The 13,461-nt window shown below is 61.6% G+C and carries 7 protein-coding genes, 1 tRNA gene and 1 pseudogene; 2 read left to right on the forward strand and 7 right to left on the reverse strand.

Annotation, left to right across the window (positions count from 1 at the left end; translation table 11 throughout):
- Nucleotides 1-3: 3 nt before the first annotated feature.
- The 6 genes and pseudogenes from BLV41_RS12790 to BLV41_RS12815 all read right to left on the reverse strand — a co-directional run bounded on the left by BLV41_RS12790 (nucleotide 4) and on the right by BLV41_RS12815 (nucleotide 6,126).
- Nucleotides 4-1,067: pseudogene (locus tag BLV41_RS12790) on the reverse strand (iron ABC transporter substrate-binding protein).
- Nucleotides 1,068-1,202: 135 nt separating this feature from the next.
- A complete protein-coding gene (locus BLV41_RS12795) occupies nucleotides 1,203-1,712 on the reverse strand; it encodes a hypothetical protein (RefSeq protein WP_074711911.1) in 510 nt (169 codons plus the stop codon).
- Nucleotides 1,709-2,362 (reverse strand): bacterial proteasome activator family protein, encoded by a 654-nt coding sequence (locus BLV41_RS12800; protein ID WP_074711912.1) that lies wholly within the window; start codon nucleotides 2,360-2,362, stop codon nucleotides 1,709-1,711. Before BLV41_RS12800 ends, BLV41_RS12795 begins: the two co-directional genes overlap by 4 nt.
- Before the next feature lie 94 nt (nucleotides 2,363-2,456).
- Nucleotides 2,457-2,621, reverse strand: coding sequence for a YbdD/YjiX family protein (locus tag BLV41_RS12805; protein WP_074713306.1), 165 nt, complete (start codon nucleotides 2,619-2,621; stop codon nucleotides 2,457-2,459).
- A gap of 37 nt (nucleotides 2,622-2,658) precedes the next feature.
- The gene (locus BLV41_RS12810; RefSeq protein WP_074711913.1) at nucleotides 2,659-4,926 is read right to left on the reverse strand and encodes a carbon starvation CstA family protein; all 2,268 of its coding nucleotides are present in this window, start codon (nucleotides 4,924-4,926) and stop codon (nucleotides 2,659-2,661) included.
- Nucleotides 4,927-5,142: 216 nt separating this feature from the next.
- Nucleotides 5,143-6,126 carry an NAD(P)H-quinone oxidoreductase gene (locus BLV41_RS12815; protein WP_074713307.1) on the reverse strand — a complete coding sequence of 328 codons (984 nt, stop codon included), beginning with the start codon at nucleotides 6,124-6,126 and terminating at the stop codon, nucleotides 5,143-5,145.
- A gap of 96 nt (nucleotides 6,127-6,222) precedes the next feature.
- Here BLV41_RS12815 and BLV41_RS12820 point away from each other — a divergent pair.
- Together BLV41_RS12820 and BLV41_RS12825 are read left to right on the forward strand one after the other, a co-directional pair.
- A tRNA-Ser gene (locus BLV41_RS12820) sits at nucleotides 6,223-6,310 on the forward strand.
- 290 nt (nucleotides 6,311-6,600) lie between these two features.
- Complete coding sequence (locus tag BLV41_RS12825; protein ID WP_074711914.1) at nucleotides 6,601-11,352, forward strand: ExeM/NucH family extracellular endonuclease; 4,752 nt, start codon at nucleotides 6,601-6,603, stop codon at nucleotides 11,350-11,352.
- A gap of 120 nt (nucleotides 11,353-11,472) precedes the next feature.
- Here BLV41_RS12825 and BLV41_RS12830 read toward each other — a convergent pair whose 3' ends face one another.
- Nucleotides 11,473-13,413 carry an FAD/NAD(P)-binding protein gene (locus BLV41_RS12830; RefSeq protein WP_074711915.1) on the reverse strand — a complete coding sequence of 647 codons (1,941 nt, stop codon included), beginning with the start codon at nucleotides 13,411-13,413 and terminating at the stop codon, nucleotides 11,473-11,475.
- Nucleotides 13,414-13,461 lie beyond the last annotated feature (48 nt).

Raw genomic sequence — 13,461 nt, forward strand, 5'->3', positions numbered from 1 at the left:
AAACTAGAGTAGCCCGGCCGCCGTCATGAGCTCGGTGACCTTGCTCGAGTTCAGCTTGGCGGCATCAACCGCGGGTGCCTGCAATTCCGTCAGCGGGACCAGCTTGTCGTTGGCGGGAACGTCGGATCCAACCGGGTATTCAAAGCTGGTACCGGTCTGCAGAATGCCCTGGCCACCCTTGCCCGTCACAAATTCAAGGAACTTCGCGGCACTGTCCTGGTGCGTGCTGGAAGCCAAAACGCCACCACCGGAAACGGAGACAAACGCACCTGGATCCTGGTTCTTGAAGTAGTGCAGTCCTACGTTCTTGGAGTTCTCGCCGGTTTTGTTCTGATCACCGAACCAGTAGTAGTGGTAGATGACAGCGCCTTCAATTTCACCGGCGTTGACAGCCTTCATGGCCGTGGAGTTGCCCTTGTAAGCCTTGGAATTGTCCTTCATGGCCTTGAGCCAATCAGCCGTGGCGGCCTCACCCTTGAGCTCGAGCATGGCAGAGACAATGGCCTGGAAATCGGCACCGGAGGGTGAAGCTGCCCAGCGGCCCTTCCACTCCGGCAGGGCCAGATCCATGACGGACTTGGGCAGCTGGTCTTCGCTCAGCTTGGTCTTGTCGTAGGCGAAGACGGTGCTGCGGGCGGCAATGCCGGTCCACTTGTTGGTGGATGGGCGGTACTCGGCCGGGACCTGCTCCTGGACCTTGGCGCTGATGTCGGCAAACAGGCCAGCGTTTTCAACCTGCGTCATGGCGGGCGAGTTTTCGGTGAGGAAAACATCGGCCGGCGACTTGGCGCCTTCAGCGATGATCTGGTTGCTCAGCTCAAGATCGTCGCCGTTGCGCACGGTTACCTTGATGCCGGTTTCCTTTGTGAATTCGTCAACCCACGCCTGTGTGAGTGATTCATGCTGTGCGTTGTACACCGTGATGGAGTCCTGTGCACCTGCCGCGGCGCTGGTGCCATCCGCGGGGCGGTGGAGCCGCCACAGGCGGCAAGTGTCAAGACTGATGCGCCGGCCAGCACGGCCACGGCGGTCTTGCTGAACTGCTTCTTGGTAAACCAGGTCTTCATGGGAGCCCTTCGGCGTCAATAATAATTAGCGAATGCAAATTGATCGTAATCGACGCCAGGGCAGGCTGCCCTCACTCAGATATGATTTGTGATGCAGATCACGTCATTTTGTGCCCCGTGGACCTGAACAAGCTGCTACCCGCCGGTAGATTTCCTTGTGTTGAGCAGTTCGGCGGCCCGGTCCACCTGCTGGTGCACAAGTGCTGCCTTAAGCTCCACCCCGGACACCTCGCCCGCACCCAATCGCAGCAAGGCGAGCGCTTCCGCTGTAGCTGCAAGGGCATTGCCGGCCCGCGAAAGTTCGCGGTGGACGTCATTGAGATAACCGCCGGTACCAGTGGGAATTTCCATACCCTCGCTGGGGCCAGCAATTTGTGCACCCATCGCGATGGCGCGCACGGCGGGAAGCAGTTCTGCGAGATTGTTGGCCACAATCACCATTGCCTGATAATTCGCAGCAGCCTGCTCTTGGCTCTGGTTGGGTGCGGCACCGGCCTCTTCCAGACCTTCGAGCATCTGGTGGAAGCGGTCAAGTCCACGGCGGAACCTATCGTGTGTGCGGCGCCAAACGCCCTTACCGAGCTCGGCGTCGTCGCGCTTGGCTTGGCGAGAGGAAGTGAAAAGTCCTTTGAGCACGCCGGTCATAGATATTGCCCTGGATCGCTGGAATCACGCCGACCAAAGCCTGGATCGCCGGTGCCCGCAGCATGCTGTTGACCCGACGGCGCACGCTGGGGTTCGCCGTTTTCGCCCACAACCACTCCCGGGGCAATCACCGTTCCAGGTGGCAGTTGGCGCTGTGCCAGCCGGGCGGCCGTTTGCTGATTGGCCATGGCTTGAACAGCCAACGCCGTTTGAATGCCGTGGAACAAACCTTCCAGCCAGCCAACCAGCTGCGCTTGGGCAATGCGCAGCTCTGCGTCTGAGGGCGCGCTCTCTTCCGTGAATGGCAAACTAAGTCGGTGAAGTTCCTCAACCAGTTCCGGTGCCAGGCCATCTTCAAGCTCCTTGATGGAGGCTTGGTGGATTTCCGCGAGGCGGAACCGGGCGGCGTCGTCCAAAGGTGCGCTCTTGACCTCATCAAGCAGTTGCTTGATCATGGTCCCGATTCGCATCACCTTGTCCGGCTGATCCACCATCTCGGCCACGTTGCTCGGCTTTGGCGAACGTGCCGGGGCGGCCTCGTTTTGCACGCCATGTTGCGCGCCGCCCATCGTGGCGGCCGTGGGTGAGCTGTCCATAATTTTGCCTTCGGCCGGATGGTCAGTGGCCGGAATCTGCGCCTCGTCACTCATGATGTAAGTCTCTCACGGCGTTGCCGGATCCGTCCTGCACACAAGTGTTGCGCACGGGGTCGTGGCCACGACTCATTTCACCGCAAATGCCCTGTTAGCAGCAGCGTCCCTCCGGGTTGGCATCCTGGCGGTCCATCTTGTCCCGCCAAAACTCCTTGACAGTCAAGGGCGGCGCCGCGCAGCCAGTGGCTTGGTGGTGGTCAAGGTACTTCTCATAGGCGTCCTCCCCAAGACGCCTTTGAAGTACCGTCCCACGGATCCCAAGCCAATGACTGCACGGCGCACCACGTGCATGATTAGTGCCCGGCCCTTGCTGCTTGCTTGCCGGATTCGGCCCATTCCTTCATGAGAGCCTTTTCTGCCGCACTGGGCGCCATGGACGCCGGCGCGAAGATCCGCGAAGCCACGGCAGGATCCTCCTTGCTGGGACCACCACCGGCCCTGATGGAGCGCACGGTGACCAGAATCGCCGTCGTAATCACAACAAGTGAGAGGACAACGAAGATGATGGAGAGCGTGCCCTGAACCGTGGTGTTGCGGACAACAGCCTCCATGGCTGCAACGTTCTTGGCGCTGCCGAAGCTCGTCTTGCCATCCGCCAGCGCCTGCTTGAATGCGTTGTGCTGCGCCCAGTAGCCCACGGCAGGAACGGTGGAGAAGATCTTCTGGAAGGATGCCACCACGGTGACCACCGTGACGAAGACCAGCGGCAGCGCCACCATCCACAGGTACTTCACATGGGTGTTCTTGGAAACGATGACCAAGCAGACAGCCAGGGCTATGGCGGCTAGAAGCTGGTTTGCAATGCCGAACAGCGGGAACAAGGTGTTGATGCCACCGAGCGGGTCGGTGACACCCATGATCAGGATGGCACCCCAACCGGCAACCATGATGGCAGTGGTGATCCACGAACCCAGGCGCCAGGACGTGTCCTTGAACTTCGGCACAAAGTTGCCGATGGAATCCTGGAGCATGAAGCGGGCAACACGGGTTCCGGCGTCGACGGCTGTCAGGATGAAGAGAGCCTCGAACATGATGGCGAAGTGGTACCAGAAGCTCATCATGGCCTTGCCTCCGGCAACCTGCTGCATGATGTGCGCCAAGCCCACAGCCAAGGTCGGTGCGCCACCGGTGCGGGACACGATTGACTCTTCGCCGACGTCGGACGCAGTCTGGGCGAGTGTGGCCGGGTCAACGTGGACGCCGGTCAGGCCCAGCGAGTTCACGAACGCCGCGGCCCCCTCAACGGTGCCTCCGGTAGCCGCGCCGGATGCGTTCATGGCGAAGTAGATGCCACGGTCAATGGAGAGCGCGGCCACGAGGGCCATGATCGCAACGAAGGACTCCATCAGCATTCCGCCGTAGCCGATGTAGCGGGCCTGGCGTTCCTTTTCGATCAGCTTTGGCGTGGTGCCGGAGGCGATCAAGGCGTGGAAACCGGAGAGCGCACCGCAGGCGATCGTAACGAAGAGGAATGGGAACAAGGAACCGGAGAACACCGGACCGTCGGAGCGGCCGGCAAATTCGCTGAAGGCCGGGACGTTGATGGTGGGGCGAACCAACACGATGGATCCCGCCAGCATCACGATGGTGCCGATCTTCATGAACGTGGAAAGGTAATCGCGTGGTGCAAGCAACAGCCATACGGGCAGGATTGCGGCGATGAAACCGTAGACAATCACGCACCAGGCCAGGGTGGGCCGGTCAAGGTGAAATGCTGCCGCACCCCATTCGGTGGCCGCGACCATGCCACCGCCGATGATGGCAGCGAGCAGCAGGACCACACCGATCAGGGACACTTCCATGACCTTGCCCGGACGCAGGTAACGCAGGTAAACACCCATGAACAGGGCGATCGGGATGGTCATGGATACGGAGAACACACCCCATGGGGATTCTCCCAGGGCATTGACAACAACCAGGGCCAGAATGGCCACAATGATGATCATGATCAGCAGCGTGGCGATCAATGCCGCAGTACCGCCGATGACGCCGAGTTCTTCGCGGGCCATCTGGCCCAGGGAACGACCGCCACGGCGCATGGAGAAGAAGAGAACAAGGTAGTCCTGCACCGCACCAGCAAGGACGACGCCGACGATGATCCAGATAGTGCCGGGCAGGTAACCCATTTGGGCCGCCAGGATGGGTCCAACCAGTGGTCCGGCGCCTGCAATGGCGGCAAAGTGATGCCCGAACAGGACGTTGCGGTCAGTGGGGACAAAGTCCTTGCCATCGGCCTTGTATTCAGCAGGAGTGGCGCGCTTGTCGTTGGGCTTGAGGAGGAACTTCTCAATGACCTTGGAGTAAAAGCGGTAACCGATCAGGTATGTGCAGACCGCTGCAAAGACAAACCAAATGGCGTTGACGGTTTCACCGCGAACCACGGCCAGAACAACCCAAGCCACACCACCGAGGAGGGCGATGGCCGCCCAAATGGCAATCTTCAGCGGCGTCCATTTGTGGGTTTCCGCTTCGGCCTCGAGGTCCACGGCCACGGGCGGCAGCTCCGGATCCTGGACCAAGACATCGGCTGGATCGCCAGCCCGTTCTGACGGCACTGTCATGTTTTTCCCTACGCTAAGACTTCAAATACGGCCATTTGAGACTAGTCATAGGCTGCAGGTCACATTCTCACTGTGGCGTGAATCATGGCCGAAAATCTGCAGGCGGTAGTGATTTTGCGACGAACGGGGAACTGAGCCCGGTGACCCGGCTTGCCGGGAGCCGTCACGACGGCGAGTGGCCACTTTGCTGCTCGCCGTCTGGCACTACCGGGCCCACTAAAGCGTCAGCAGCACCTTGCCGACATGGGAACCTGAATCCAGGTATTCGTGCGCGGCAGCGACCCGTGCCAACGGGAAGGTCTTGTCCACCATGGGCTTGACGGCGCCGCTGGAGACCAGCGGCCATACATGGGCTCGAACTTCCTCCATGATGGCGCTTTTTTCCTCAACGGACCGGGCCCGGAGCGTAGTGCCGATGATGGCCGCACGCTTGGTGAGCAAAGCACCCAAGTTGAGTTCCGCCGTCGCACCTCCTTGGAGGCCAATGATGACCAGCCGGCCGTAGGTTGCCAGCGCATCGACGTTGCGGGCCAGATACTTGGCACCCACAACGTCCAAGATGACGTCGGCCCCGCGGCCCTCGGTGAACGCCTTGACCCGCTCCACAAAATCCTCGGTGCGGTAATTGACCGCTAGATCCGCTCCGAGGTAGCCGGTGAGCATGGCGACTTTCTCGTCGCTTCCGGCAGTGGCAATCACGCGTGCGCCGGCAGCCTTCGCCAGCTGAATGGCCATGGCACCAATGCCGCCGGCGCCGCCGTGAATGAGAACGGTTTCACCGGCCTGCAGCTGCGCCGTCATGAACAAGTTCGAGTGGACGGTGGCGGCGACCTCCGGCAGGGCTGCGGCCGAGATCACATCGATTCCCTCAGGCAATGCAAGCACCTGTCCTGCCGGAACTACAACCTGGGCGGCATATCCACCACCAGTGAGCAACGCCACAACTTTCTCGCCCAAGCTAAATGGCCGGGTCACATTCGGGCCGAAAGAAGCGATCCGCCCAGAGACTTCCAAGCCCAAAATGTTGGAGGCGCCCGGCGGTGGCGGGTAGAAACCGCGCCGCTGTTGCACGTCCGCGCGGTTGATTCCTGCGGCAATCACGTCAATGAGGACCTCGCCGGGGCCAGGCACGGGTGCCGAAACCTCAGCCAGTGCCAGCACCTCCGGTCCGCCTGCACCTGTTGTAACTATCGCCTTCATGACCTTCTCCATCGCCCGTTTTGCACCCAAGAATTCTAGCCGCGCCATTGCTCATTTTGGTGGCATGGCCCTGCCTATGAAACACTACTAGGGTAAGGAAGGTTGTCCGAGCGGCCGATGGAGCTGGTCTTGAAAACCAGTGTGCGGTAACCCCGTACCGCGAGTTCGAATCTCGCACCTTCCGCGCTTATGAAAGGAAGCGGTCTCATCACGAGATCGCTTCCTTTTGCGTTTAACATTCAGCTCCCACAGCTGTGGGCTGTTTCATAACAATCTCTTTCGTTTTCAAACAAAACCCCCATGTTTCCTTGACCGCAGCCAACCGTTCATGAAGGATTCACATCGATGTGTTTGGCTCAAACACGTTACCGCGATGCCGGTTGGGGGCGCGCCTATTGCCGACTTCCCTCCATTAAAATCTGCGGATCATCACTCACGGCGCCTGGGGGCGCCATACTTTTGAGAGTTGGAGACATGACGAGCAACACCTTCATCAAAGCCGGGTTGGGGGCCGCACTGGCCCTTGGCCTGGTGGTGGCACCGCTGGCGATCACGCCAGCGGTGGCCGCAGACGAACCGGCAACAACCATTGCCCCTAGTGAACAGGGCTCGACGCCGGAGCTTGCGTCGGGTGGGTCTCTGCCGGCCGCAGTCACCGCGGCAGGCACCCTTGCCGCACCGAATGTGATTATCAACGAGGCGTACCTCAATGGCGGCAGCGCAAACGCCGCCTACAAGAACAAGTATGTGGAGCTCTACAACCCCACCGGCGCCGACATCAGTTTGGCTGGCTGGTCGCTGCAGTACCGTTCCACTGGCGGGCAGGCCGCGCCCACGGGGCTGGCCACGCTGTCCGGCACGATCAAGGCCAATGACTACTACCTGATCAAGGGCAACTCCAATGGAGTTGTGGGCAGTGAACTGCCTGCCAGCGACGCCGACGCGAGCGGTTTCGCCTTTGCCGGTGGCGGCGGCACGCTCATCCTCTCCAACCAGGCATCACGGCTTCCCGCCGACCTCCCCACCGGATCATTGGTGGGAACCACCGGTGTGGTGGACTTGCTCGGTTACGGCTCCTCCAACACCTTTGAAACCGCGGCGTCCTCGGCTGCGAACGCTTCCTCCTCTCTGAACCGCACGGGCTTTGCAGATACGAACAGCAACGCGGCAGACTTCACCACCGCAGCTCCCTCGCCGGTTGGCACCGGTGGCGGCGATGAACCGCCTGCACCACCGGCGGATTCGGGCACCAAAACTATCGCCGAAATCCAAGGCGAAGGCGCCGCGAGCCCCCTCGTGGGCACCACCGTAACCACCAAGGGCAAGGTCACCGCGGCCTATCCCACGGGTGGTTTCAATGGCTACTTCATTCAGACTCCGGGTACTGGCGGCGACCTTGACCTGGCCACACACAATGCCTCCGACGGCGTCTTCGTCTACTCACCCTCCACCGTTGCCGACGTCAAGATTGGTGACTACGTCCAGGTCACTGGTCTGGTCAAGGAATTCGGCGGAGCCTCAGACACCGCAACCACCACAGAGATTGATGTTGCCGCTGGTGCAATGACCCAGCTCTCCGAAGCTGCCCCGGAAGTCAAGGCGGCCGTCATCACCGTGCCAGGATCCGTAGCGCGGCGCGAAACCCTTGAGGGCATGCTGGTTGCGCCTCAGGGTGACTTCACCATCACGGACAACTATTCACTGAACAATTACGGCGAGGTTGGCCTGGCCACGGGCACCGCACCGTTGGTTCAGCCCACGGCGGTGGCACCCTACGGCTCAGCCGAGTACACCGCTGCCGTTGCCGACAACGCTGCTCGCGGCATCAAGCTCGACGACGGCGCGAGCACCAATTTCCTCAGCGCCGCCGGGTCCCTAGTGGAACTTCCGTGGTTGAGTCAGGAAACGCCGATGCGGATCGGCTCCACCTCAGAATTTATGGCTCCGGTGATCTTTGACAACCGCAACAACGCCTACAAGTTCCAGCCCTTGGAAGCACTCACGCCTGCCAATGCCGGCACCGTGCAACCCATCGCTTTCGGGAACACCCGCGTAGACGCACCGAAGCCCGTTGGCGGCAACCTCAAGGTTGCCTCCTTCAACGTGCAGAACTACTTCACGGAGACCGGTGACAAGGACGGCTCCTGCCAGTTCTACACGGACTACAACGGCAACAAGATCAGCGTCAAGGGTGGCTGCGACCAGCGTGGTGCTGCCGACGCCGAGAACCTCAAACGCCAGCAAGACAAGATTGTGGCTGGCATCAATGCTTCCGGTGCCGACGTTCTCTCGCTGGAAGAAGTAGAAAACTCCGCCAAGTTTGGCAAGGACCGCGACAGCGCCTTGGCCACCTTGGTTGACGCTCTCAATGCCGCAACGCCGGGAATCTGGGACTACGTCCACTCCCCCGCAGCACGGCCCGACGTTGCGATTGAGGACGTCATCCGCACGGCGTACATCTACAAGAAGAATGTGGCCGCCCCCGTAGGCGAATCCGTGATTCTTGATGACAAGGCGTTCACCGGCATTGCCCGTCAGCCCTTGGCCCAGTCCTTCAAGCTTGTCGGTGCCGAAGATTCCACCAAGGTGCTGTTGATCGTCAACCACTTCAAGTCCAAGGGTTCAGCGATCGGCAATGATACCGATCAGGGACAGGGCAACTCCAACCTGGCCCGAACCGCCCAGGCCGAGGCGCTTGTCGAGTTCTCAACCAAGCTCCAGGACGAGCTGGACACCGACAAGGTGCTGCTCATGGGTGACTTCAACGCCTATGGTTTTGAAGATCCCATTAACGTCATGACCGAGGCCGGCTATGTGGACCAGGATCCCAAGACGGGCAAGCACTCCTACAGCTTTGGTGGCATGGTTGGCTCGCTTGACCATGTTCTTGCCTCACCCGCTGCCGAAAACATCATCACAGGCGCCGACATCTGGAACATCAACTCCGCGGAGTCCATTGCCATGGGCTACAGCCGGTACAAGTACAACGCCACGGATTTCTACACCCCGTCAGCGTTCTCTGCTTCCGACCACGATCCCGTGGTGGTTGGCCTGGACCTTGGCGGAGAGGATGAATCCACCAAGGAAATCAACCTCCTGAACATCAATGATTTCCACGGCCGCATCGACGCCAACACCGTGAAGTTTGCCGGCACAGTTGAGCAGCTTCGTGCAGCCGCCGGTGACGCCAACACGGCTTTCATCTCCGCCGGTGACAACATTGGGGCCAGCCTGTTTGCCTCCGCATCCCAGGAAGACAAGCCAACCATCGATGTGCTGAACGTGCTGGAACTGCAGGCATCCGCCGTCGGAAATCACGAGTTCGACAAGGGCTACGCGGACCTGGACGGCCGCGTCACTGCTGCAGCCGACTGGGACTATCTTGGCGCCAACGTATACGCCAAGGGCACCACCACTCCCGTCCTGGATGAATACAAGGTCATTACGGTCGACGGCGTGAAGGTCGCCATCATCGGCGCCATCACGCAGGAAACCCCCACCTTGGTTACCCCCTCCGGCATCTCCTTGTTGGATTTCGGCGACCCTGTTGAGGCGGTCAACCGCGTGGCCAAGAAGATCACCGACGGCAAGCTCGCCGATGTCATCGTGGCCGAATACCACGAGGGTGCCGGTGCCGGAACGCCCGAAAAGGCAACCTTGGAAGAGGAAGTCGCTGCAGAGGGCGCATTCAAGGAAATCGTGACGAAGACCAGCGGATCGGTCAACGCGATCTTTACCGGTCACACTCACAAGCAATACACCTGGGACGCCCCGATCCCCGGCGTTTCCGGTGACGCCGGGCTGAAGACCCGCCCCGTGCTCCAGACCGGAAGCTACGGCGAGTTCATCGGCCAAATCGTCCTGACGGTCGACGCGGACAACAAGGTTGTCTCGTACACACAGAAGAACGAACCCCGCACCAAGACCGACGACGCCGCACTGGTGGCCGAGTACCCACGCGTTGAAGAAGTCAAGACCATCACAGACAAGGCCCTGGCCGACGCCAAGATTGCCGGCAGCGTTCCCGTAGGCAAGATCTCCGCCGACATCACCACTGCACAAACCTTCGACGCCGCATCAGGCACGTATACACGCGATGACCGTGCCAGTGAGTCCGCCCTGGGCAATCTGGTCGGCAACTCCCTCCTGGACGCCCTCAAGGGTGAGCAGACCGGAGGAGCCGAGATCGGCGTCGTCAATCCCGGCGGACTCCGCGCCGACCTGCTGTACAAGAACGAAGGCTTCGACGATGGCGTGGTCACCTATGCCAACGCCAACGCCGTGCTGCCGTTCGTGAACAACCTGTGGACCACCTCGCTCACCGGCGCCCAGGTCAAGACCATGCTGGAGCAGCAGTGGCAGACCAACGCGGACGGCAGCATCCCCAGCCGCCCGTTCCTGAACCTTGGCCTGTCATCCAACGTGGATTACACCTTCGAATCCACCCGCAAGTTGGGCGACCACATCACCTCCGTGGTCATCAACGGCGCACCGCTGGATCCCGCACGGTCCTACCGCGTGGGCACGTTCAGCTTTCTGGCCACAGGCGGCGACAACTTCCGCGTCTTCACAGAAGGCACCAACACCAAGGATTCCGGTTTGATTGACCGGGATGCGTGGATCAAGTACCTGGGCGGGCAGTCCGCCACGGCACCCATTGCTCCCGACTTCTCCCGCCGCGGCGTGGATGTGGTCAACTCACCGGCAACTGTCACCGAGGGCCAGAAGGTCACCTTGGGCTTGAACAAGCTGGATCTCACTTCACTCGGAGCCACCAAGTCCAGCCAGGTGACAGTCCGCTACGAACCTTCGGGCAGTGGCGGAGGCACCGGTTTCGCGGTCCTCGCCGGTGTGGTTCTGCCGTCCGAGTTGGGCACATCGCCGGTGGCCAACGGTGCCGCAGCGTTGACCTTCGCAGTCCCTGAGAAGCTCAACGCGGGCCGTTTCACCATCACCACCGATGGCGGAACGTATGCCCGGCTGCCGATCACCATCCCGGTGACGGCGGATGTCGGGTCACCATCCACACCCGGAACAGGTACCCCGCCGGCCACCGCTGACCCGGGAACCTCGCCTTCAGCGAATCTCCCCGTGGGTGCCGGGGGATCCGGGGACCTCGCCTCAACAGGAACCAGCGCACTTCCGCTTGGACTGGGCGCCCTGGTCCTGTTGGGTGCTGGCGCAGCCGTTTCCATGGCGGCGCGCCGCAAGGCCGCACGCCACTAGGCACCGCCCCAAAGGACTCACCGCGCCCGTTCCCGCTTTTCGCCCCGTTCCGACGTGCGCGAAAAGCGGGACGGGCGCGGTGCGTTGCGGGTGGGCCTGGACAAGCTCGACCACCGGGGGCTAGTTCAGGATGTGGGCCGCGATCGCATCGGCGTCTCGGACCGTGCGGTAGCCGCTGCGATATTTAGCTGACGCTTCCGCCGCGATAGCCGTACCCCATTGCACCGAGGAGAGCTGCAAGCCCAAAACGTACAAGCCGCGCACCGGCTCACCCACACCGTCCACCGTCCGGTACGGCGGCGCCGAGACGTCCAAACCGCTCGTGACGACGGGCTCGCCGTCGGACGCCAACATGTGGCGCGGACGGGCCAGACCGTCCGTCAGAAGATTTTGCATCAACAAGGAGTCGGTCCGAGTGATGTTGTTGGCAGGGGCCAATGCTTCCACCAAATAACGCGCCTCCCATGGGGTGCCAGCCACCCATGGCGAACCGGCCGTGAAAAGCCCGTACTGGATCCGGAACAACGGATCGGGACCGGCAAAGTGCACAACACCGGCACGCACCAAAGCTGCCAGCTGTTCCATCCGGACCGCCGGCGGCCCACTAGCCAATCCCTCAACGAAGCCTTCAAACCAGCCACGCAACTCGCCGAGCCATGAGCCCTGCGTGATGCCACCATCGGCCACAAGGGACTTGATGATGGCCCGGCCCGCGTTCAAGGCGCCAATGGCCATCTTCACCGGATCGTCCTCGCCGCGGAACGACGCCGCAGAGTCGGCCACCAAGTACTCCAGAACCGCGGCATCCATGTCCGCATACGAATCAAAACGATGCCCCTCACCCGCCCGCAGCGGATGCCGGGCCAGCGGCCGCGCCAACCCTTGCAGGTCCAGGATGTGTCCCTCTTGCACGTGGCGGGCCAAAAGTTCCTTGAGTCGGGGCGCCCAACCTGGATCCCCGCCGTCGAGCCCTTCATGAAGCAGTGCATCCAGCTCCGGCAACAGCTCTGGCGACACTGTTTCCGGGCGGGTCCGGGCCAGCGTTGTGTAGTACGCCCAGAGTGTGTCGCGGTGCAGCAGCGGCCAAATATCGTGGTCGAAACCGGCGGTGGCACCCATGGCCCGAATAGCGGCAACGGCATCCTCGCCAAGGAACCGCAACGTGATGCTTTTCGGGTAGTAGCTGGCCATTTCGGCCTTGGCGCGGTACGGCGTGCCACGGCGCGAGGCCCCAACAATCACCGGTTCCCGCCCCGAGGCCACGTAGCGCAACGACTCCCCCGCAGGCTGTCCCGTGGCCTCGAAAACGCCGCCGCGTCCCTCGGTCAGCTGTCCCAGGACGTCAAAAAAGTTCAACCCCATGCCGCGCACCAGCACGGTTTCCCCCGCTGGCAGCAGATCCCAATTCACGTCGTTGGGCACGGCTGGCGGGAAATAGCTGAGCCCGTGGGTCCGGGCCTCATCGCGCAATTCCCGCTGGGCCGGACTGAGCTTGGATTCAACATGGCCCAAGGCCAGCACTACCTGATCAGCGTGCAGGCTTTCCCCGCCCTGAAGTACGACGCCGAACCCACCCTTCTCGTGGTCCCTCGCCACCCGCTTGGCCTCGGTGGGGTGGATGGTGAGACTTACGCCTTGCGGCAGGGCTTCGGTCAGCTGGTCAAAGCACCAGCTCAGGTAGCGGCCATAGAGTGCGCGGCTGGGGAAGTTAGTGGACTCGAGCCCAGCCAGTTCGGTTTTGTCGCCGTCGCTGAGCTTGTCCCAGGGCTGGTCCTGCTGCGCCGTACGCCATTCGTTGAAGCTGCAGCCAGTCAGGGCAGGGGCCTCAACGCCCTGATCGGGGATCAGCGTGGGGAAGAAACTTTGCGTGTTCATCAAGTACAGGCGCGACTGCTCCGTGCGCCAGACGTGGCCGGCCCCCGGCGGGAAGGGGTCCACCAGATGGATGTGGAGCTGCTTGACCCCGGCTGCTGCGTTTTTGGCGTGATGAGCCAGAAGGCGTTCCATGACGGAAGTCCCGCGGGGCCCCGCCCCCACAATGACAACACTCTGCACACCCATAGATTCCACACCTTGAGCTTAACCGATGGGCTCGATGCCTAGGATGGG

Source organism: Arthrobacter alpinus (assembly GCF_900105965.1).
In the GTDB taxonomy this organism is placed as follows: domain Bacteria; phylum Actinomycetota; class Actinomycetes; order Actinomycetales; family Micrococcaceae; genus Specibacter; species Specibacter alpinus.

Coding starts and splice junctions, on each gene's coding strand:
- BLV41_RS12795 (WP_074711911.1), bottom strand. CDS start 1,712: ATGACCGGCGTGCTCAAAGGACTTTTCACTTCCTCTCGCCAAGCCAAG.
- BLV41_RS12800 (WP_074711912.1), bottom strand. CDS start 2,362: ATGAGTGACGAGGCGCAGATTCCGGCCACTGACCATCCGGCCGAAGGC.
- BLV41_RS12810 (WP_074711913.1), bottom strand. CDS start 4,926: ATGACAGTGCCGTCAGAACGGGCTGGCGATCCAGCCGATGTCTTGGTC.
- BLV41_RS12815 (WP_074713307.1), bottom strand. CDS start 6,126: ATGAAGGCGATAGTTACAACAGGTGCAGGCGGACCGGAGGTGCTGGCA.
- BLV41_RS12825 (WP_074711914.1), top strand. CDS start 6,601: ATGACGAGCAACACCTTCATCAAAGCCGGGTTGGGGGCCGCACTGGCC.
- BLV41_RS12830 (WP_074711915.1), bottom strand. CDS start 13,413: ATGGGTGTGCAGAGTGTTGTCATTGTGGGGGCGGGGCCCCGCGGGACT.